The sequence below is a fragment of the Pseudoglutamicibacter albus genome (assembly GCF_022346425.1).
Lineage (GTDB): Bacteria > Actinomycetota > Actinomycetes > Actinomycetales > Micrococcaceae > Pseudoglutamicibacter > Pseudoglutamicibacter albus.
Genome location: NZ_JAKRCW010000001.1, coordinates 221,095 through 242,728, shown reverse-complemented (window position 1 = coordinate 242,728; position 21,634 = coordinate 221,095). Strand labels below are relative to the sequence as shown.

The following is a 21,634-nucleotide window of genomic DNA, read 5'->3' as shown; positions in this document are numbered from 1 at the left end:
CACGTTTATAGAATCGGTCGGGTGCTGCGTGCCCGCCTTCAGCGCTGCCGAGCCCCTCGCCGACTACGAGGATATACCAGAGCACTCGTCTGGGTGGCGATGAGGGGCAGAGCGCTTCTCCAGTGAGAGTAGGCGTGCTCGTTCAAGAACGACTCCCACGTCGGGGCGGTCTCGATCGATGTGTTCCCGACTGCCTTAGGAGGGACGCACTAACTAAAGATGCGCCTAACATTTACCCACGGCGAGAATCTCATCAAGCGCATCGGCGAGGTCGCGCAGGCGGGCGGCGGCCTGTTCACGGCTCATGGACTCTTCAGATTCGTGTTCAAAAAGTTTCTCGCTCATGAACCCATTGAAACACTCGCAGGGAAACAATGGGTGACGTTCCGCGGACAGATATCTCCGAACAGGCCCTCCGATAATGGACGTTCCGCGTAGCGGCGTTGCGCAAGCAGACCGGGGCGCGTTGCATTTCGTCATGTTCGTCATTCCATCCTCACGTAGCGCATACGCTCTTTCTCAACGTCCGCGGCATACCAGTTTGCAGCTACGGAAAGGGGTCCTCTTCGCCGGGCGTTAACGCGATGCCGCGCGGCGTTGAAAGTGTGTAAAACGAACACTCAACGAGCCCTTAGGGGGAATGATGAAAAACGGGGTTCTAACCCTCAAGCGGAAGCGTCAAAATCAAGCAGAACCAGACGAAGATGGCTTGCAGACAACGCAGACACAATCCGCACAAACAGAAACACAAACGCAGACAGAATCCACACAACTAAAGACCAGCCAATTACAGACCCGTAAGAAGAAACGAGGGCCGCTTGAAGCGGCGGTGCAATTCTTCTCGAATCTGATGGATCGATATCTACCCGATCCGTTCGTCATAGCAATATTTCTAACAGTCACGACGATGGCTTTAGCGGTCATAGTTCGGGGCACTAACCCACTCAAGGTTGTCGATTACTGGGGCGCAGGTTTATGGGACCTGTTGGCCTTCTCAATGCAGATGACTTTGGTGCTGTTGTCGGGTTATGTGCTCGCGAAGACACCACCGGTGGACCGCTTCCTGGACAGCTTGGCTTCTAAGATTTATTCGCCGCGCGTCGCTATCGCCACCGCAACTGTGGTTGCTGGTGTTGGTTCTTGGCTGAATTGGGGCTTCGGCCTGGTGATGGGCGGCATTGTTGCGCAAAAGCTCGCGATGAACGTTAAGGGCTTGCATTATCCGCTCGCTATTGCCGCGGGCTATTCAGGTTTTGCTGTATTTGGTTTTGGGATTTCGGCTCCAGTCCCGCTGCTGTTGGCTACGCCAGGCAGCTTTATGGAGAAACAAGTGGGTGTGATCCCGTTGTCGGAAACGATTTTCACCCCGCAATTGTTGCTGACGACGTTGGCAACGCTCGTTATTTTGCCGCTGTTCAACATGCTGTTGCACCCTACGGACCCGGCGAAGGTCCGTGAGATTAATAGGGCTGCTTTCGGAACGGTTTCGACGAAGCGCACGCAGGTTGAGAGCCCGACTATTGCTAGCCGGTTGAATGATTCCCGGGTTATTGGCATTGGTTTCGGGTTGATCGCGATGGTGTACGTGGCCCGCTACTTCCTCAGTGGCGGCGACCTGAACCTGGACATGGTCAACATTTTGCTGCTGTTCCTCGCGATCCTGTTGTTCGCGCGCCCATCGGCATTCCTTAACGCCGTGAATGACGGCATCAAGATCATTTCTGGCCTCGTCATCCAGTACCCGTTCTATGCGGGCATCATGGCTATCTTGAGTGCGTCTGGTTTGGCGGTCGCTTTCGCCGATGCGTTCGGTGCGTTCGCTACCGCGAAGTCGCTGCCGTTCTGGTCGTTCATTTCCGCTGGTTTCCTGAATCTGTTCATGCCTTCTGGTGGCGGCCAGTTCGCTGTTCAGGGGCCGGTGATGGCGGAAGCAGCCACCGCGCTGGGCGCGGACCAGGCGGCCACGGCGATGGCGGTTCAGATTGGTGACCAGTGGACCAACATGATCCAGCCGTTCTGGATCCTGCCTGCTCTCGCTATCTCTGGGCTGAAGCTGCGCGATGTGATGGGCTACCTGGTGCTGATCCTCGTGGTGCTCGGAATCATCTACACGATTTCCGTTCTGGTGTGGGGTTTCCTCCTCACCTAACCCGCCAGTCTGAGGCTGGCTGAGCTAACCGAAGCGGGGGTTGTCGCGATGCGTCGCGACAACCCCCGCTTTTATTTCGCTTTCGTGACGTGGATAACGTCAACTCCGCGCCCTTTCACCCACCAATCCTCTCCCCTGCGCTCGCCGAAGAACGGCGTGATTTCGCGGTTAAACAGGCATGAGGCACCCAACCCTAAGCGTCATAGATTTTTAATCAAGATTCATATGCACAAACGATTAGACAGTTCTTGCATAAATCGCTTAGAACTTGAAGCAGACGCATATAAATGGAGGTTCTATGGCTACGCACCGCTACACAGAAAACAACCGCTGGGTGTCGAAGCCTGAAGGCTCCACCTGGGGTGACTTCGGGTCTGACGATGTGCTCGGACGGCTGAATCTGCTCACCCCTGAGAAGGTCCGGGAGGGCTTCGCCGAAGTCCGGGACCACCGCACCTTTTCGCTGAGCCTTCCGCTCACCCTGCCTGGCGGCACCGTGTTGAACCCGAACCGTTTGCCGCCGGTACACCGGCCTAATCTGCGCAACGGTTTGGTCAACGCGAATTGCCAAATCAGCCAGGTGCATGAGGGCGCAACCGACGTGCTCAACGATGACCTCGTGGTCCTGCACAACCAGTACTCAACTCAGTGGGATTCCCTGGCTCACGCGGGGTCTATGTTCGATGCAGACGGTGACGGCGTCCCGGAACCCGTCTATTACAACGGCTACCGGGCCGGAACTGACGTCCACTCTCCGGAGCGTCCGGAAGACTGCAGCGTCACTGATCCGTCCACATCGACGGCCGATTTCGGGCCGCTCGGCATCCATTCGGTGGCGCAGCACCCTATCCAGGGACGCGCGGTTCTGGTGGACCTGGAGAAGCACCTGGGCCGCGACCGGAAGCCGGTCGGTTTCGACGACCTGCAGCAGATCATCAACGAAGACCAGCTGGATATCCGCCCGGGCGACATCATGGTGGTCCACACCGGGTTCGCGACGGAACTGATGGCGATGGGCGGCAAGCCTGACTCGCAGAAGCTCGAATCGCTGGGTGCTGGGCTCGATGGGCGGGATCAGCGGTTGCTGCAGTGGATCACTGATGTGGGCATCGCGGCGATCGCTGCGGATAACACTGCGGTTGAGTTGTATCCAGCGTTGCCGGTTGAGGGCCCTGCCGCGATCCTTCCACTCCACGAGCATTGCCTTTTCAAGCTCGGGGTTCCGCTCGGTGAGCTTTGGTACACCCAAGATCTCGCCCACGCCTTGCGTGAGGCTGGCCGGAGCGCGTTCCTGCTCACCGCCCCGCCGCTTCACCTTCCAGGCGCGGCAGGTTCTCCGCTCAACCCGATCGCCACGATCTAGCTTCCACACACTTCCACTCCCCTATTTGAGAAGGTTTGCTGATGTCCACTGCTACCCCTGAACGTGTCCTGATTACTGGCGGGGCCAACGGTATTGGTGCCGCGATCGCGAAGAAATGCCACGATGCTGGCTACGAAACAGTCATCCTGGATCGTGCCGGAGACGACGCTATCCATTGCGATCTTTCCGACCCGGAATCCACTCGCGCCGCTTTGGAGCAGGCGCTTGCCGACGGCCCGATCACCCGCTTGGTCAATAAGGCTCTGTTGCAAAGATTGGCGGCAGTCAGAGGTAGGCTGTCGCTCTGCGCCGATCAGGCGGCTGCTGCGAAATGGTGGTTGAGCATGCCCATGGCCTCCGTCAGCGCCGAGGGCCCAATGCCAAAAGCTCTCTCCACAAGGCGCACCTCGCCCCTGATGCCGGGCTGCAGGCACCAGGGGCGAGCCTGTCCTTTGCGCAGGGCTCGCATGACTTCGAATCCCTTGATCGTGGCATAGGCCGTGGGGATCGATTTGAAACCGCGCACCGGCTTGATCAGTATCTTGAGCTTTCCGTGATCGGCCTCGATCACGTTATTGAGATACTTCACCTGCCGGTGGGCCGTCTCCCGGTCCAGCTTTCCTTCGCGCTTCAATTCGGTGATCGCTGCACCATAGCTCGGCGCTTTGTCGGTATTGAGCGTGGCAGGCTTTTCCCAGTGCTTCAGGCCTCGCAGGGCCTTGCCCAGGAACCGCTTCGCTGCCTTGGCGCTGCGGGTCGGCGACAGGTAGAAATCGATCGTGTCGCCCCGCTTGTCGACTGCCCGGTACAGGTAGGTCCACTTGCCCCGCACCTTGACGTAGGTTTCATCCAGGCGCCAGCTCGGATCAAAGCCACGCCGCCAGAACCAGCGCAGCCGCTTCTCCATCTCCGGGGCGTAGCACTGGACCCAGCGATAGATCGTCGTATGGTCGACCGAAATGCCGCGTTCCGCCAGCATTTCCTCAAGGTCGCGATAGCTGATCGGATAGCGACAATACCAGCGCACCGCCCACAGGATCACATCACCCTGGAAATGGCGCCACTTGAAATCCGTCATCGTTCCGTCCGTCCAATCTCCGCCAAGCATGCTCAAGCTTCACGATTTTTGCAACAGAGCCCGGCCAAGGACGACGACCGCGAGCCAACCCCGTAGGGTCGGCAAAGTAGTTGCGTTTCGATCGGGTAGTTTCTGCGGTTCCCAGATTACGGGCTCAAGGGTCGTTCGTGCTGTCCGCACAGGCCTCAGTCAACCTGCGTCTCGATGCAGTAGCGTCGCAGTTCTGCGATCATCGAGGTCTTGGGGGTGCTGACGAAGCGGAACGCATGGCTGAAACGGACGCGCATTCCTCCAGCCTCGAGGTAGCCGTCGCAGGAAGCGCGTCGTCCGTGGGTGACGACAGAAATGACCTCCACCCGCTCGGGAGAACGGCGGGCGCACCTCTCGGGCTGCACTGGGGCCGCTGTGTGTGGATTTCTCGATGAGCGTCCAGCTCATGTCATCGGCAAGCCACTCGGAGAGGGCCTCCAGCTCTCCCTTGGCCCGGTTCACAACCAAGTCTCCGTCGACGCACTTCCGTGAAGACTCATGGTGCTATGGCTCGATCCGATGCGCCCGGCCCTTCTCCGCGATCGGCACGCACATTTCGATGGGTCTATCAGGCTCCCAGCTGACCTGTCCTTGGTCGATGATGCCGAGTTTCCCGGTGGCGCCGTCTCGCTAGTCGGCCATGGCGAAGCAGTGTCGCCGCCGTGTTGCTCCTGCTCACGTCTCACAACTCACATCGAGTCGCCGCTCGCCCAAGAGCCGAACTTCGGGGACGCTGCTGTACCACGCATGATGAGAATCACGCAGGGCACGTAGAGTGCTGCGGCGCAGAGCCAGAGGAAGCCGTCGGCGTTGATGTAAGTGAGCGCGAAGATCGTTGTGAAAGCGACCGGTCCGAAGATCGATGTGACGCTGTTGATGCTGGCGAGCACACCCTGGAGGCGCCCTTGGTGCTGTTCATCGACGCGCTGGGAGAGAAGGGTTTGCAGAGCGGGGAGGCCGATGCCACCGATCCCCAGTGCCGCCAAGATAGGTGCCATGGAAAATGCGTCAGTGACAATCGCCAGGCCTACGAGACCCAAGGCGTCGGTAATACACCCGATGATGACTGTTTTTGCCTCACCGATCCACTCCACGATGCGGCCAGTAAGGAGGGCCTGCACGAGAACCTGTACGATCCCGAAAACGGACAGGGAGATTCCAACTTCGACGGGACTCCAGTCGAGGCGGTGTTCAGTAAACAGCACCCAGGTCGCACCTGGAGCCTGCCCAATGAATTGAACAAGGCCGAATGCGATTAATAGGAAGGTAATCCCAGGCACCGCGCTGAGGCCGGGGCGACCACGATGCTGAGCGAGCGACGCAGAGCGCGCAGGGGAATCAGGACGGGTCTCGCGTAACAGGATAAAGGTGAGTGCCAGATTGCTCGCTGAGAGAAGAGCAGCGAGCAAAAACGGCAGATGTGGCGAGATGGCACCGAACAGTCCACCCATGGCTGGCCCCGCGATCATTCCGCCGCCATAGCAGGCACTGAGTAAACCGAAACGCTTGGCGCGCTGGTGGGGTGGCGTGATGTCGGCGATCACGGTGGCGGTGACCGCATTGGTCGCTCCGGTTATCCCAGCCACTGCGCGGGCGATATAGAACACCGACAGAGCGGACGTCGTGGCGAGCACGAGATAGTCGACGGTCGCACCGGCCAGGGAAACAAGCAGCACCCGGCGGCGGCCGAATCGGTCCGACAGCGTTCCCAGTACGGGGGCAAAGATGAACTGCATTACCGCGTAGAGCGCGATCAGCACTCCGACGTTCAGCGGAACCGCATCAGCGGTGACCCCTGCCTCGTGTAGCAGTGCGGGAAGAATCGGCATCACCAGGCCCATGCCGGCGGCGTCGAGGCTAGCCGTGATGAGGACCGTGGCCAACGAGCCACGAGCGGAAGTGAGAGATGACACCTTATCAACGATAAAGTTATCGATGATAAAGTGCAAGCATGGCTCAGAAACAAGCGCGACTCGATCGTGCAGCAGTCTTGCGCGGTGCGAGGCATGTGCTCAATAACACGGGGATCGACGGTTTCACCACACGGGCGCTGGCTGCGCATCTGCGGGTGCAGCAGCCAGCGCTCTACTGGCACTTTCGGACAAAGGCCCACCTGCTCGGATCGCTCGCAGCTGATGTGCTTGATCGCGAACACCACGCCTCACTCCCAGAGTCAGGGGAGCGCTGGGACGACTTTCTCCTGCGCAACGCGCGGAGCTTCCGGACAGCGCTTCTGGCAGTCCGGGATGGAGCACGGCTGCACGCAGAGTTTCACCGTCAAAAGAGTGACCAGATGCCAGCGGGCTCGGATGCCCCCGAAAGTCAGATCGAGTTTCTCGTGTCCGAAGGATTCGCTGAGGGCTCTGCGGTCCGAGCTCTCATGGCTATCAGCCGCTATACGGTCGGTTTCGTACTAGAAGAACAAACAGCGCTCGACAACGGATGTGAGCCTGTCGATCAAGACCTAGATTTCGAGTTCGGGTTAGTTGCAATGGTTGAAGGGCTGGCATCAAAGCGATGAGGGATGCTCGCACTTTGGGTCTCTGCGTCAGTAAGGTCAATCCTTTCCCGCTCCCGCAGCACCTCCTCCGCGATACTGACGATTCGCTCATGGCTACGGGGCTCACAAACGAGCAAATCAGGGACCGTGTGCATGTCGCGTCGCGATCGCGGAACGGCACATCAGCAGCATCTTCACCATGCTCGACCTTAACGAGCGCACAGGGAACAAGCGCGTCATCGCCGTCCTCGAGTACCTCAAGAACTAAGCGTCGAGTGCGCGACCGGCGCGATGACCATAGGTAACGGCGGTTTAGCATCGGTGCCGCATCTTGACACGACTCAATCCGCGACAGCTAACCTCCGCATATGGAGTTCGACGGAATGGAGATCCCCGACGATATCGAGGTCACGGTCTGGGGGAGCAACGAGCACCGGCTCTGTAACGTCTGCCGCGCAGAATGCGACCCCGAGCCGAGCGGCGCCGACGGGTACGGCGTGCGAATCATCTACGTCTGCCGCGACCACGGACTCCAATCCGTCGTGGACCCATTCGAGCATCTCCGTTGAAGCGCGCTCTTCGCTATCTCCCTGCATTGACGCAAAGGCTCTGTTGCAAAGATTGGCGGCAGTCAGAGGTAGGCTGTCGCTCTGCGCCGATCAGGCGGCTGCTGCGAAATGGTGGTTGAGCATGCCCATGGCCTCCGTCAGCGCCGAGGGCCCAATGCCAAAAGCTCTCTCCACAAGGCGCACCTCGCCCCTGATGCCGGGCTGCAGGCACCAGGGGCGAGCCTGTCCTTTGCGCAGGGCTCGCATGACTTCGAATCCCTTGATCGTGGCATAGGCCGTGGGGATCGATTTGAAACCGCGCACCGGCTTGATCAGTATCTTGAGCTTTCCGTGATCGGCCTCGATCACGTTATTGAGATACTTCACCTGCCGGTGGGCCGTCTCCCGGTCCAGCTTTCCTTCGCGCTTCAATTCGGTGATCGCTGCACCATAGCTCGGCGCTTTGTCGGTATTGAGCGTGGCAGGCTTTTCCCAGTGCTTCAGGCCTCGCAGGGCCTTGCCCAGGAACCGCTTCGCTGCCTTGGCGCTGCGGGTCGGCGACAGGTAGAAATCGATCGTGTCGCCCCGCTTGTCGACTGCCCGGTACAGGTAGGTCCACTTGCCCCGCACCTTGACGTAGGTTTCATCCAGGCGCCAGCTCGGATCAAAGCCACGCCGCCAGAACCAGCGCAGCCGCTTCTCCATCTCCGGGGCGTAGCACTGGACCCAGCGATAGATCGTCGTATGGTCGACCGAAATGCCGCGTTCCGCCAGCATTTCCTCAAGGTCGCGATAGCTGATCGGATAGCGACAATACCAGCGCACCGCCCACAGGATCACATCACCCTGGAAATGGCGCCACTTGAAATCCGTCATCGTTCCGTCCGTCCAATCTCCGCCAAGCATGCTCAAGCTTCACGATTTTTGCAACAGAGCCGTCAATAATGTTGGCGCTGTTTTCGCGAACTCTCTCAGCGATCAGACGGTCGAAGAGTTTGATAACGCTGTTGCCCTCAATCTGCGGAGCGCTTTCTTGTGCGCTCAGGCGTTGGTGCCGGGGATGCGTGAGGCTGGTTTCGGCCGGATCGTGAACATCGCGTCGCGCGCGGCTCTGGGTAAGGAGTTGCGCACCGCGTATTCCGCTACGAAGGCCGGTCTGCAAGGCATGACGCGCACGTGGGCTCTCGAGGAAGGTCAGCAGGGCATCACGGTGAATGCCGTGGCGCCGGGCCCCATCGCTACTGAGCTGTTCATGAACGCGAACCCAGCGGAATCTGAGCGAACTAAGGCGATCGTCAACAGCATCCCGGTTGGCCGTATGGGAACGCCCGATGACGTCGCCCACGCCGCCGTCTTCTTGCTGAGCGCTAACGCCGGCTTCATCACTGGCCAGACCTTGTATGTATGTGGCGGCATGACTGTAGGAGCACACCATGACTAATCAACAGAACGCATCTTCAGCCGGCACCGTAGCCAACGGCCACATCGCAGTGGTGGGTGGCGGCTCCATCGGGGTTGCTTTCGCCGTGGTGTTCGCGCAGGCGGGGATGCAGGTTTCCATTTTCGAGCCTGCGGAAGAGCGCCGGAACGCGATCCCGCAGGAGATCCGCGAACGCGGCGAGCTGCTGCAGAAGCACGGCCTCTTCGACGGCGACGTTGACGCCCTGGTTGAGCGCGTCACCACCACGGGTCGCCTCGAGGAAGCGGTTGCCGGCGCGGCGCTGGTGCAGGAATGCATTCCGGAGAAGCTTGAGATGAAGCGTTCACTGTTCAGTGAGCTCGCTCAGCTGATCTCCGAGGAGTGCGTTGTGTGCTCGTCGACGTCGTTCATCCCGACGTCGAAGTCCGCGGCAGGAACCGGGATCGAGGAACAGACGCTGGTGGCGCACCCGGGTAATCCGCCGTACGCGATCCCGGTGATCGAGTTGGTCCCTAGCCCTGCCACTTCGCCCGCCGCGGTTGAGCGGGCTCGCGCGCTCTATGAGCAAGCGGGGCTTTCACCTGTGGTTCTGCACAAGGAGATTGAGGGTTTCCTCTTCAACCGGCTCCAGGGTGCGGTGTTGCGGGAGGCTTACGCGCTCGTGCGGGAAGGCGTGGCGGACGTCGACGACATCGACAAAGTTGTCCGCGATGGCTTGGGCCGCCGTTGGGCCTTCATGGGGCCGTTCGAAACGGTGGATCTCAACACGCGCGGCGGGATCGCGGCTCATGCTGACCGCATGGGTCCGTCGTATCAGCGCATGGAACATGACATTGGTAACAGGACACCGTGGACTGAGGACCTTGTCGCGGAGGTGGTTCGCCAGCGTGGTGAGCTGCTTTCGCCAGGCGATTGGGAACAGCGCGTCCTATGGCGCGATGGACAACTTCTAAAACAAAAATCACTCAATAAGCCCTTGGGGGAATGATGAACAATGAGGTTCAAACCGTAAAACGGAGACGTGGACCGCTCGAAGCGACGGCCCAGTTTTTCTCTAATTTGATGGACCGGTACTTGCCGGATCCGCTTGTCATCGCCATGATCTTGACGGTCTTGACGATGATCCTGGCCATTATTTTCCAGGGTTCCAGCCCGTTCCAGGTTGTTGACTACTGGGGTGAGGGCTTCTGGGGTCTGTTGTCCTTCACGATGCAGATGACCGTGGTGCTGTTGGCGGGCTATGTTCTCGCTAAGACTCCGCCGGTGGACCGCTTCTTGGACGTGCTGACCTCGAAGATCTCCTCGCCGCGTGCCGCTATTGTTGCGGCGACGCTGGTGGGCGGCATTGGCTCGTGGTTGAACTGGGGCTTCGGCCTGGTCATGGGCGGCATTGTTGCGCAGAAGCTCGCGATGAACGTTAAGGGCCTGCACTATCCGCTTGCGATTGCGGCCGGCTATTCCGGGTTCGCGGTGTACGGCATCGGCTTGTCTGGTTCGGTTCCATTGCTGCTTGCGACCCCTGGCAACTTCATGGAAGAGCAGGTTGGTCTGATCCCGCTAACGGATACGCTGTTCTCCCCGTACCTGCTGCTGACGAACCTGGCAGTGCTTATCATTTTGCCGATTTTCAACATGCTGCTGCACCCGAAGGACCCGGCGAAGGTCCGCGAGATCAACCGCGAAGACTTCCCTGCGGTTTCGGTGAAGCCAGTGCAGGAGAGCACCCCGACCATTGCTAGCCGCCTGAACAATTCCCGCGTTGTTGGCATCGGTTTCGGGTTGATTGCGATGCTGTTCGCGGTCCGCTATTTCGTCAAGGGCGGCACGCTGAACCTGGACACGGTGAACTTCATGTTTCTGTTCCTCGGAATCCTGCTGTTCATGCGGCCTTCCGCGTTCCTCACGGCAGTCAACGATGGCGTTAAGGTTGTTGCCGGCATCATCATCCAGTACCCGTTCTATGCGGGCATCATGGGTATTTTGAGCGCGTCCGGTTTGGCTGTTGCGTTCGCTGATGCGTTCGGTACGTTCGCTAGCGCGGAAACGCTGCCGTTCTGGTCGTTCATTTCCGGTGGTATTTTGAACATCCTGATGCCGTCTGGTGGCGGTCAGTTCGCTGTTCAGGGTCCGGTGATGGCGGAGGCTGCGGCTGCGCTTGGTGCGGATCACGCTGCGACTGCGGTTGCGGTGCAGATCGGTGACCAATGGACCAACATGGTTCAGCCGTTCTGGGTTCTGCCAGTGCTCGCTATCTCCGGGCTGAAGCTGCGCGACGTGATGGGCTATATGGTCCTGATCCTCATCGTGCTCGGAATCATCTTCGCAGTATCGGTTCTGGTGTGGGGCTTCATGCTCGCCTGAATCACCGGCCCGAGACAGGCTAAACACACGAGCGGGGGTTCAGCCCTTGCGGCGGCGCGCAACCAGCAACAACACGACACCCGTGAGGACCGCCACCCCAGCGATCACGCCCGCTACCAACACCGCCGCACCCGTGCGTGCTAGGTCACTTCCCACGTCCGATGCGGAACCCACCCCAGCACGATCGCCTGGCTCGCCCGGCTGAGCTGAAGAGCTAGGGCTTTCGCCTGGATGTTCCGTTGACGGCTGGGTGCCCGGTTCCTGCGTGGGCGCCGCGCTTGGCGCCACCGAAGGCTCCTCGGTTGGTTGCTCAGACGGTTGGTCGCTCGGCTCCACGCTAGGTTCCGCGGTCGGCTGTTGCGACGGTTCCGCGGTCGGCTGTTGGGACGGTTCCCCGCTCGGCTGCTCGGTCGGTTCCTCACTTGGATCTTCCGTCGGCTCTTCCGTTGGTTCCGCCGTCGGATTCTCGCTCGGAGCTTCCGAAGCGCCAGGCTCTTCGGTGGCGGATTTCTTCTCCACCACGAATGTGAGGCGTTGGGTCTTAGCAACCGCTTCCCCATCGTTGCCACTTCCAGCGGCGCTGCGGGCCTGGGCACCCTGCTCACCGTCGCCGGACTGCTTGGCGCGGGCCGTCACGTCAATCGTGTAGGTGCCCGGCTTAGTGAACGCCCACGCGGTGTGCATGTGAGTGCCCGGAGGCAGCGGCACGTCGGAAGCCTTCTCGCTAGACGCGTACATCCGGTTGATGGCGCCCAGGTTCTCGGTGTAGGCGAACCACTTACCGCCCTCAGGCGCGCTCACCGGGGTGAGCGTCATGGTTGCGCCCTCGGGGTACTTCACGCGGTCCAGGGCCTCGCTCGAGAAGCCCGGCCACACACGCCCCGGCTGCTGACCCTGCGGCAGAACATACAGCTCGCTACCCTTCGGGCCGAGCACGTCATAGCTCTCATCGGCCAGCACGTTGCCCTCACGCTTAACCTTCGCGAGCTTGGTGACCTCCAGGGTCGTCGAGTTGATGGTTCGGAGCACGGACTCCTTGGCGTGCTGACGCGAATCATCACCCAACGCCACCGAGAACTGCCCGTCAACCTCCATGGCGCGCAAGTCCACGTGGCCGTTGTTGATCGTCACAGGCGTATCCAGGATCGCGCCGTCGGAACCTTCGTTTCCGTCGTCGCCCTCACCCGGGTTCGGGTCAGACTCACCCGGCGCAGGCTCGTTGCTTTCGCCGATGCCAGCGAACCGAGCCTCAACCGTCTTACCGGCGCCGCTCACCTGCCCGAGGTCGATCACGTCAGTGTTGCCAATCGCTGCTCGCGGCTGCGGCTCCAGCGTGAGGCGCAGCGAATAGCCCTCGCCCTTGCAGTATTCGCTGTCTGCCACGATGGTGCGGCGACCCGGGCCGCTCACGCCTTCAACGGGGCAGGTCGGCTCGTCATAGCCTTCCTCATAGAAGCCGCCGGTGACGTTATAGATCAGCGAATCATCCGCTGGCTTGGTGTCAATGGTGATGAGGTCGCTGTTGTTTTGCGGCCGCGCGGTAACGGACACATCGCGCGAACCGACCGTGACCTCACCCTTCGAGAACTCGCCGGCCGGCGCATCGGGGGTTTCCTCAGGGAACTGACCGACCTCCTGCGTGGACACGGCCTTCTGCCCCGTGGCGGCGCTCAGCGGTGCGCTGATCCAGCGGGCGGCACCCTTGGTCGGCACGAACACGGCCTGGAAATTCGACGTCTGCGAGCCGATCATCTCGCTCCACGTCGCGGTGCCGTTCTTCACCGGAACCTCGGCGAGGTGGTAGCCGTCGATGTAGAACACCACCGTGCCCTCAGCGTCCTCGTTGCCGGCGTTGAAGGTGAGGTCGGTGAGGTTCTTGTCGCCGTCACGCTCACTGCCGGCGTGCGGGGCGATCGTGAACGTCGGTTTGGAAGCCGCGGCACCCTCCGCCGCACTTTCCTGAGCGTCGCCCTGCACCGCTGCACCCACACTGGACGCTTTGTTGTAGGCGGCGCGGACGTCGCCGAGCTTCTCATCGGCGGGGTTGGTACCGCCTACCCGCCACACCAGCGTCGTGGGCTTAGAGGAAATGAAGCGGCCGTCGGTTGTGCGGGCGGTCGCGTCGAACGTGACTTCGTAGCGGCCCGGCTTGGTGAACGTCGTGATGTTGTGCGTGTGCGTGCCCGGGTCCAGCCACACAGTGCGCGAAACCTTGTCATGCGAAGAAAACAGGCGCGTCACCGGCAGGCTACCGAACGTCGAATAATTGAACATCTCCATCCGGCCAGGGCCGTTGAAGCCGACCATTTCCAGCGCAAAGTTGCCGTCTTGGAACTGCTCGATAGGCACCGCGGTATCGGCCCCGAAACCCGACCAGATGGGGCTGTTGCCCGGCCCTGGAACTTGCGGCGCCATGTAGAGCAGCTGGCCGTCCTTGCCAAGGAAGTCCAGGCGCGGGTCCGAGGTGATGGGGAACGTGTAGTTTTGGCTGCCGTCGTCGTTGTAGCCGCGGCCCACCCAGTTGGCGGTGGTCTCGAGCGGTACGGTTTTCCCGTTGGCCTGCGAGTTGATCGCGAACGTGCCAGCTTGCTTATTCCAGAAAACCTTAGGGGCGTCGATGTGGGCTTTCGTTTCAACGCTGCGGTCGTCGTCCGGGCCGGCGTAGGCAGGAGCCGCGCCGAAGGTCAGCGCGCCCAAGGTCAGCGCGGCAGTGACGCCCGATGCGGTGGCGAAGGTGGTTGCCGCGATGGCCGCAGCGGCGATGGAGGCACGGGTTGCCCGGAGGACGCGCATGAACCGCTCCTTAGCTGGTGATGACTCTGCTGGTGATGGCGCTGTTGCCAATGATTCAGGTGCCAACAATTCCCTATTGCTAATCATTCTCATTTGCAATAGCTGGCGAGACAACATTAGCGGATCTGCGGGCGCGACGCCACATCGCTAGCGCTTGTCGTGCCACAGGGCTAGTGCTGTCAGCCCCCTTACGCGGCTTACGTACAGTTCATCTGGGGCGACTGGTCGTACTTGCAGTTGCCGGCGGTTAGCACCGCTCACCCGAGCGGTTCGTAGCGTTCCAGGAACTCGGTCATCTTGTCGAGCACGCGTTCTTTGACTTCGGCGCGACTCTCACCGCCGGTGGTGTTGCCGAAGAAGCTCATGCGGGAGGCTAAATGCCTCGAAGGGACAGAGTGTGACAAACAGACCAGAATGTCTGAGCCATTCAGATGCGACGAACGTTTCCAGTTTTGATTTGGAAACCCAGAAAAGACCCTGACATACATTCTGAGGGTTAGTGCCTAGAGTGTCTCCCGTTTAGTAATGTCCGCCGAGCCGGTTCTACTCGGCGGGCATGAAGCTCCGTAACTGCGCTACTTCGCGACGCGGTTTTATCAGGCATTGCCTTACCCGGGTGGGAAGCACTTGGACACTGCAACATAGCATCGGCGAGCTCCCCATCCGGTTTGTGAGGAAACGTTATCCCACCTAGAACAGCTGCCGCAGGTTGGCCCTTGCCAGGTCGACGAGCTCGGTTCCCCTGCCGTCAAGCACCGTACGGACTGCGTACATTGTGAAGCCCTTGACCTGCTCGGCATCAATCGTGGGAGGCAGGGTGAGCTCTTGGCGTTCGGTTGTCACATCGAGAATCGCTGGGCCATCATGGGCCAAGAAATCCTCAACCGCCCTGGGCAGGTCCTTCGACTTTTCCACCCTGAAACCTTTCATCCCAATCGCCTCCGCAAGGGAAGCAAAGTTCGGATTATCGAGACCGGTTCCGTGAGTCACGAACCCTGCTGCCTTCATCTCCAATTCAACAAAGTTCAGCGAAGAATTGTTGTAAACCACAACCTTGACCGGCAGGTCATACGTTGTGAGCGTAAGAAGGTCACCCATGAGCATGGCGAGCCCACCATCGCCCGCCAAGGCAATCACCTGACGATCCGGGTGAGAGAGTTGAGCGCCGATCGCCTGGGGTAGGGCATTGGCCATGGAACCGTGAATAAAGGAGCCAATGAGTCTCCGTTTCCCATTCATGGTCAGGTGCCGGGAAGCCATAATAACCGGGGATCCAACATCGGGAATAAATACCGCATCATCACTAGCCCCCTCATCAATCAACCTGGTCAGGTATTGGGGATGAATAGTGCGACGCGAAGGCGTAGCCAGATCATCAAGGTCCTTACGGGTCTTCCCGTAATGCTTGAGCATCGCTTTGAGGTGCTTGCTCGACTTGTTCTTTTGCAGCTTGGGTAGCAGGTGGTCGATCGTTTCTTTGACTCCACCCACCAGACCGAGATCGACAGGGGTGCGCCGACCAATCTGTTCTCCACGAATATCAACCTGAATGATCGTGGCATCTTCTGGGAAGAACTGCTGGTACGGGAAGTCAGTCCCCAGCATCAAGAGAGTATCGCAGGCTTCCATGGCCCGATACCCTGATTCGAATCCCAGCAGCCCGGTCATCCCCACATCAAACGGGTTATCGTATTCGATAGACTCTTTACCGCGCAGGGCGTGAACAATGGGAGCCTGCAGCCTATCGGCAAGCGCTACTAGCTCGTCGTGCGCGCCCTCAGCGCCTGCTCCCGCCAGGATCGTGACCTTCTTGCAGTCATTGAGAAGCTTGGCAGCCTGAACCAGATCAGCTTCTACCGGAACCTGGTGCGACTTGGATTCCACGATTACCTCGGCGGCAGCTTTCGTTGTTTCCAGGAAAATCTCACCAGGAACAACGAGAACAGCCACTCCCCTCTTTGAGAGTGCCTCTCTCATAGCAATCCGCAAAACCCTCGGCATCTGCTGCGCCGACCTCACATCTTCAACGTAGACCGAGCATTCCCGGAACAGTTCAACAGGATGGGTTTCCTGGAAGTAGCCAGAACCGATCTCCCCACCGGGAATCTGAGCCGCAATCGCTAGGACCGGCACACGTGACCGCTGAGCATCGTAAAGCCCGTTGATGAGGTGAAGGTTTCCCGGTCCGCAACTACCGGCACACACCGCAAGCTCACCGGTCAGCGCCGCTTCAGCAGAAGCCGCAAAGGCTGCGACTTCTTCGTGACGGACATGGACCCACTCGATATCTGAATCTCGAATCGCGTCAGTGAAACCGTTAAGGGAATCTCCTACAACGCCATAAACTCGCTTTACGCCACTCGCCCCAAGAGTTTCAACCACGTTCTCAGCAATAGTTGCCATCGTTCAGCCTTCCGCCTTCCCGAACCCCGGTAACACCGGCACATCTTCAACCGACCCTCACGAGGCATTTCTCTTATTCGCTACGCGAAACGTACCCACGCGGATGACGGGAAGTAAACAGTTTGCGCGAAACTTCAGCTTCATGCGAAACCTCGCCACTGTAGGCCCCACCGATCGTCGCAAGGTAGACGCCCATCAAACCGATGCGAACTCGGCGCTGATAGCCGACGCCGCCATTCGAGTGATGGTCAACAAAGGACTCGATACCCTGAGCGTGCGCAATGTCGCTGCAGAGGCGGGGGTCGCACCTGGGACTGTCCAGTATCAAATGGGGACGCGAAACGACATCATCGCGAAAGCATTCATTACGCGGTTGGCTAGCCGACTTATACGACGCCGAGGTGGAGAGCTTCCGGGCGCTAGTATGCAACGGGCTCGCAGCGGCTGAACAGCATGGAAAACTGAACGGCAAGCTATCGCCTGAACAAGGAGCTCGGCTGGTCACGACACTCGTCAACGGACTCACGAGCGACGACCTCAACGGCCCGAAAAACTCGGCTCAGCAGTTACTGGCAGACCTCGATGCGGGCCTAGCGCTGATCGTCGAGCCTTCACCACCTACACCGGCCCGGCCTGCCCGATAGAGTGGCCACCATGACTCACGCCCAGCCCGAGTTCACGGCTCCGCACGCAACTCCGCACACAACGGCGCGAGCGGGGCACGATCCCATGATCCGGGTGCGTGACGCGCACCTACACAACCTGAAACACATCGATGTCAGCCTGCCCCGCGACACCCTCGTCGCGGTCGCCGGCGTTTCAGGTTCGGGCAAATCCAGCCTCGCCTTCGGCACCATCCACGGTGAGGCGCAGCGCCGCTACCTGGAGTCCGTCGCCCCCTTCGCTCGCCGGCTCATCGGTGGTGCGGTCAACCCGCGCGTCGGCTCGGTCACTGGCCTACCGCCGACGGTGGCCCTACAACAGTCCACCACCCTGGGCGGGGCACGCTCCTCCGTCGGCACGATCTCCAACATGTCGAACAGTATTCGGCTGCTCTTCTCGCGCTCCGGAACCTACCCTGCCGGCATGCGGGAGCGGCTCGAATACGGCCGCCTCGACTCCGACGCCTTCTCCCCCAACACCACCGCCGGCATGTGCCCCGAATGCCAAGGAACCGGAACCGTGCACCGACCGACGGAAGAGTCGATGGTGCCGAACCCCAGCCTGTCCATCCGGGACGGCGCGATCGCCGCATGGCCCGGAGCATGGCTGGGCAAGAACTTCCGGGACATCCTAGACACCCTCGGCTACCCGCTCGAGATCCCGTGGCGGGACATTCCACAAAAGGACCGCGACTGGATCCTGTTCACCGACGAACAGCCGGTAGTCACCGTCCACCCTGTGCGGGACGAAAACGCCGTGCACGGGTCATATAAAGGCAAATGGCGCTCGGTAGCCACCTACCTCACCGACACCCTCGCAGAAACCGAATCGGATAAGAACCGCCGCCGCGTGCTGTCCTTCATGCATTCATCGACGTGCCCGACGTGTCAGGGCCGCGGCTTCCAGCCGGACACCCTGCAGGTCACCTACGCCGGCTACGCGATCGACGAATTCAACAACCTGGCACTGAAGGACGTGTTGGCCGCGCTGGAGGACCGCCTCCAGCACCTGGAAGGACTCAGCAAGCAGCAGTGGAACGAGCACGACGAGGCCGAAAAGCTACTGCTGGATCAGGTTCTGCCTACGGTGCGCGCGGCGATCGAGCTGGGGCTGGGGCACCTGAGCCTCTCCCGCCCGGCACGCAGCTTGTCCGCGGGTGAGCATCAGCGCCTGCGGCTGGCCTCTCAGTTGAATTCGAACCTGTTCGGCACAACCTATGTGCTGGATGAGCCCTCGGCGGGCCTGCACGTCGTGGAGCGGAAGGCGGTCTCGGAGCTTCTGCAGCGCTTCATCGATGCGGGTAATTCGGTGCTTCTGGTGGAGCACGATATGTCCCTGGTGGCCGGATGCGATTGGATCGTGGACATCGGCCCGCGCGCCGGCGAGCGCGGCGGTCAGCTGGTGTTCTCCGGCCCCACGAATGAGTTCCGCACCAAAGCCAAGCAGCTACGCTCCCCCACTGCCGCGGCTCTGAACGCGGACTTCCCCGAGCTGACGGACACCCCGGCCGGCACCGGTGAATCCATCGCCCTGACCGGCGTGCACGCGCGCGCTTTCGATGGTGCCGATGTGGACTTCCCGCTCGGCGCACTCACGGCAGTCACAGGTGTGTCGGGTTCCGGTAAGTCCACCCTGGTCATCGGGGTTCTGGCTGACGCGGCGGCCTGCTCGGCCAAGCAGGTGATCGGCGCGGATGAGGCCATCGCCGAGGACGCCGATGCTGAACTCACGCCAGGTTCCGACCCTTCCGAGGATTTCCGGGTGGATAACGCTACGGGGCTCGATAAGATCCGCCGCCTGGTTCACATCACACAGAAGCCGATTGGCCGCACGGTGCGTTCCACCGTCGCGACCTACACGGGTCTTTTCGATCACGTCCGCAAGCTTTTCGCCGCAACCCCGGAGGCTAAGCGGCGCGGCATGTCGGTGTCTGACTTTTCCTACAACACAACGAAGGGCCGCTGCCCGGAGTGTGATGGCGCGGGCAGCATCGAGGTCGAGCTGGTGTTCCTGCCGGGCACCTACACGACCTGCCCGGCCTGCCACGGCAAGCGCTATAGGCCGGAGATCCTTGAGGTGCAGTGGAATGGTCGCAGCATCGCGGATGTTTTGGCGCTGACCGTGGATGAGGCGCTGGAAGTCTTCGCGGAGGAGCCGCGGATTCTGCGCTCGGTCGAGCTCCTGCACGCGCTCGGCCTGGGTTACCTGCGGCTGGGGCAGGGTTCCCCGGAGCTTTCGGGTGGCGAGGCGCAGCGCATCAAACTGGCCTCAGAGATGCAGCGCGGCTCCAGCCGCAAGCACAGCCTGTACCTTTTGGATGAGCCGACGACGGGGCTGCATCCTGCGGACGTTGACCTGTTGCTTGCCCAGTTGCGTCGCTTGGTAGAGGACGGCGCGACGGTGGTCGTGGTTGAGCACGACCTCCGGGTGGTGGCGCAGGCTGATCACGTCATCGACGTTGGCCCGGGAGCCGGCGACGAGGGCGGCCAGATCCTGGCCACCGGGACGCCGGCCGCGGTAGCCCAGCAGGGTACGCAACCAGATTCGCGCTCAGTGACGGCCCAGGTGCTGGCCGAACGAGCTGGATTGCGGTGAAGCTCCCGGCGCACAGGGCAGCCCTCCACACCCCACTTATACACACAAGCTCTGAATAACCCTCAAATAGGTACTTCTCGAAGCATTATTGCTGTCATAAGATTCAACCAGCAATCTGTGCTCCACATCACTAAGTACTTAAGGGGACAACTGTGTCTGCCGAATCTAACTCGACTGCGCCTGCTGAGCCGCAAGGGCAACAGCAGGATTCCGCGAACGATCCACTTGATCGTTCAACCCGCCGCAACTGGTGGACCTTCGCGCTCGGCCCCGTCGCGGGCCTGATTCTGGGCTTCATCCTCCCAGACTCACTGAGCTTCGAAGGCAAGGCCGTTGCCGGCATCGCGCTGTGGATGGCCATCTGGTGGATGACCGAAGCCGCACCGATCCCTGTCACGTCGCTGCTGCCGCTGGTGATGTTCCCGCTGTTCGGGATGGCGCCGATGCGCGAAGTCGCGGCACCATACGCTGACCCGGTGGTCTTCCTGGTGATGGGTGGCGTGATCCTCGGCCTAGCCACGGAGAAATCGCAGCTACACCTCAGGATCGCGCTGTGGACCATCCGCCTGGTCGGTACACGGCCCTCGCAGATCGTGCTGGGCGTGATGATCGCCTCCGCATTCATCTCCGCGTGGGTCTCCAACACCGCAACCGCGGTCATCATGGCCCCAATCGCCGCCTCGATCCTCAGCCTCGTACGCGAAGTCGACCCCGATGCGGCCAGCCCGCGCCTCGCAGCGTCCCTTCTGCTCGGTGTCGCCTACGGTGTCACGATCGGTTCCACCGCAACCCTCATCGGCCAGCCGCCGATGGCGCTCATGAAGGGTCACCTCGCGAAGAACCACGACATCGACATTCAGTTCGGCCAGTGGATGCTCGTAGGTGTGCCCTGGGCGATCATCATGACCGGGCTCGCGTGGCTCGTGCTGACCAAGTTCGTTTTCCGCCCGGAGATCAACGAACTGCCTGGCGGCAAGGAAATGATCGAAAGCGAATTCCGCAAGCTCGGCAAGATGAGCACCGCTGAACGCCGTGTCTCCTGGATTTTCGTGGCCGCGATCCTGTTCTGGGTTGTTGTGCCGTTCCTCAAGGACGTCGCTTGGGTTGCCGAAAACCTGCCGTTCCTCGCCCGCATCAGCGACTCCCAGGTCGCGATGGCCGCCGCGGTCGTATGCTTCCTGGTGCCCGCAAAGAAGCGTAGCGAAGACTCAACTGGTCAGCCGCTGCTGCGTTGGTCTTCCGCGAAAGAAATCCCGTGGGGCCTGCTGTTGCTGTTCGGTGGCGGCTTGTCACTGTCCGCGATGTTCACCGCTACCGGGTTCTCCGCGTGGATCGGTAACCAGGTGACCGGCTGGACCGCCCTGCCGAAGGTCCTGATCATCCTCGCGATCATCCTGGTCGCGCTCGTGCTCACCGAGCTGACCTCCAACACCGCGACCGCGGCCGCGTTCTTCCCGATCTTCAGCGCCGTCGCCATCGGCATGGGCATCAACCCGCTGTTCATGACGATCGCCGTGACCCTAGCTGTGTGCTCGGCCTACATGCTGCCGGTCGCGACACCATCCAACGCCGTCGCGTTCGGCTCCGGCGAAATCACCATCAAACAGATGGTCCGGGCAGGTATCTGGCTCAACCTCATCTCCATCGTGATGGTCATGGTTATGCTCTACACGCTCGTGCCACTCGTGTTCGGAGTCTCGCTGTAGCGCGAACACCTCAGACAAAAAGGGA

Annotated in this window: 16 protein-coding genes and 1 pseudogene; 11 read left to right on the top strand and 6 right to left on the bottom strand. The window is 60.7% G+C overall.

What is annotated here, in order from left to right; genetic code table 11:
- Positions 1-640: 640 nt before the first annotated feature.
- The 3 genes and pseudogenes from MHJ63_RS00990 to MHJ63_RS10090 all read left to right on the top strand — a co-directional run.
- Positions 641-2,149, top strand: a complete 1,509-nt coding sequence (locus MHJ63_RS00990; RefSeq protein WP_239445899.1) for a short-chain fatty acid transporter — start codon at positions 641-643, stop codon at positions 2,147-2,149.
- A 298-nt stretch (positions 2,150-2,447) separates the two neighbouring features.
- Positions 2,448-3,512: a cyclase family protein gene (locus tag MHJ63_RS00985; RefSeq protein ID WP_239445898.1), complete on the top strand. Its 1,065-nt coding sequence runs from the start codon at positions 2,448-2,450 to the stop codon at positions 3,510-3,512.
- Positions 3,513-3,553: 41 nt separating this feature from the next.
- A pseudogene (locus tag MHJ63_RS10090) lies at positions 3,554-3,724 on the top strand (SDR family NAD(P)-dependent oxidoreductase); the annotation flags it as partial.
- Positions 3,725-3,825: 101 nt separating this feature from the next.
- Here the strand turns inward: MHJ63_RS10090 and MHJ63_RS00980 are convergent.
- Together MHJ63_RS00980 and tet(33) are read right to left on the bottom strand one after the other, a co-directional pair.
- Positions 3,826-4,590, bottom strand: coding sequence for an IS6-like element IS6100 family transposase (locus tag MHJ63_RS00980; RefSeq protein WP_001389365.1), 765 nt, complete (start codon positions 4,588-4,590; stop codon positions 3,826-3,828).
- Between the two features lie 719 nt (positions 4,591-5,309).
- A complete protein-coding gene (gene tet(33) / locus MHJ63_RS00975; RefSeq protein WP_010991840.1) occupies positions 5,310-6,533 on the bottom strand; it encodes a tetracycline efflux MFS transporter Tet(33) in 1,224 nt (407 codons plus the stop codon).
- Positions 6,534-6,571: 38 nt separating this feature from the next.
- Between tet(33) and MHJ63_RS00970 the strand changes: the two genes are divergently transcribed.
- Positions 6,572-7,141 carry a TetR/AcrR family transcriptional regulator C-terminal domain-containing protein gene (locus MHJ63_RS00970; protein ID WP_005882738.1) on the top strand — a complete coding sequence of 190 codons (570 nt, stop codon included), beginning with the start codon at positions 6,572-6,574 and terminating at the stop codon, positions 7,139-7,141.
- Between the two features lie 320 nt (positions 7,142-7,461).
- Here MHJ63_RS00970 and MHJ63_RS00965 read toward each other — a convergent pair whose 3' ends face one another.
- Both MHJ63_RS00965 and MHJ63_RS00960 read right to left on the bottom strand, forming a co-directional pair.
- Entirely contained in the window at positions 7,462-7,716 is a 255-nt protein-coding gene (locus MHJ63_RS00965) for a hypothetical protein (protein WP_011867692.1), read from the bottom strand.
- A gap of 63 nt (positions 7,717-7,779) precedes the next feature.
- Positions 7,780-8,544: an IS6-like element IS6100 family transposase gene (locus MHJ63_RS00960; protein WP_001389365.1), complete on the bottom strand. Its 765-nt coding sequence runs from the start codon at positions 8,542-8,544 to the stop codon at positions 7,780-7,782.
- Between MHJ63_RS00960 and MHJ63_RS00955 the strand changes: the two genes are divergently transcribed.
- From MHJ63_RS00955 to MHJ63_RS00945, 3 genes are read left to right on the top strand one after another with little or no spacing between them, the layout of a single operon-like run.
- Positions 8,531-9,109 carry an SDR family NAD(P)-dependent oxidoreductase gene (locus MHJ63_RS00955; protein WP_239445897.1) on the top strand — a complete coding sequence of 193 codons (579 nt, stop codon included), beginning with the start codon at positions 8,531-8,533 and terminating at the stop codon, positions 9,107-9,109. The genes MHJ63_RS00960 and MHJ63_RS00955 overlap by 14 nt on opposite strands.
- Complete coding sequence (locus tag MHJ63_RS00950) at positions 9,102-10,076, top strand: 3-hydroxyacyl-CoA dehydrogenase (protein ID WP_239445896.1); 975 nt, start codon at positions 9,102-9,104, stop codon at positions 10,074-10,076. Before MHJ63_RS00955 ends, MHJ63_RS00950 begins: the two co-directional genes overlap by 8 nt.
- Positions 10,073-11,449: a short-chain fatty acid transporter gene (locus MHJ63_RS00945; RefSeq protein ID WP_338110354.1), complete on the top strand. Its 1,377-nt coding sequence runs from the start codon at positions 10,073-10,075 to the stop codon at positions 11,447-11,449. Before MHJ63_RS00950 ends, MHJ63_RS00945 begins: the two co-directional genes overlap by 4 nt.
- Before the next feature lie 39 nt (positions 11,450-11,488).
- Here the strand turns inward: MHJ63_RS00945 and MHJ63_RS00940 are convergent, their stop codons facing one another.
- Positions 11,489-14,242: a choice-of-anchor M domain-containing protein gene (locus tag MHJ63_RS00940; RefSeq protein WP_239445894.1), complete on the bottom strand. Its 2,754-nt coding sequence runs from the start codon at positions 14,240-14,242 to the stop codon at positions 11,489-11,491.
- A 690-nt stretch (positions 14,243-14,932) separates the two neighbouring features.
- Positions 14,933-16,645, bottom strand: a complete 1,713-nt coding sequence (gene poxB / locus MHJ63_RS00935) for a ubiquinone-dependent pyruvate dehydrogenase (RefSeq protein ID WP_239445892.1) — start codon at positions 16,643-16,645, stop codon at positions 14,933-14,935.
- A gap of 103 nt (positions 16,646-16,748) precedes the next feature.
- On the opposite strand from poxB, the gene MHJ63_RS10085 reads away from it, so the two are divergent.
- The 4 genes from MHJ63_RS10085 to MHJ63_RS00920 all read left to right on the top strand — a co-directional run bounded on the left by MHJ63_RS10085 (position 16,749) and on the right by MHJ63_RS00920 (position 21,609).
- Positions 16,749-17,093 (top strand): TetR family transcriptional regulator, encoded by a 345-nt coding sequence (locus tag MHJ63_RS10085; RefSeq protein ID WP_420876121.1) that lies wholly within the window; start codon positions 16,749-16,751, stop codon positions 17,091-17,093.
- Positions 17,047-17,289 carry a hypothetical protein gene (locus MHJ63_RS00930; protein WP_239445891.1) on the top strand — a complete coding sequence of 81 codons (243 nt, stop codon included), beginning with the start codon at positions 17,047-17,049 and terminating at the stop codon, positions 17,287-17,289. The genes MHJ63_RS10085 and MHJ63_RS00930 overlap by 47 nt, the downstream gene beginning before the upstream one ends.
- Positions 17,290-17,299: 10 nt before the next feature.
- Positions 17,300-19,903, top strand: coding sequence for an excinuclease ABC subunit UvrA (locus MHJ63_RS00925; RefSeq protein ID WP_239445890.1), 2,604 nt, complete (start codon positions 17,300-17,302; stop codon positions 19,901-19,903).
- 152 nt (positions 19,904-20,055) lie between these two features.
- Positions 20,056-21,609 carry an SLC13 family permease gene (locus MHJ63_RS00920; protein ID WP_239445889.1) on the top strand — a complete coding sequence of 518 codons (1,554 nt, stop codon included), beginning with the start codon at positions 20,056-20,058 and terminating at the stop codon, positions 21,607-21,609.
- Positions 21,610-21,634: the final 25 nt, after the last annotated feature.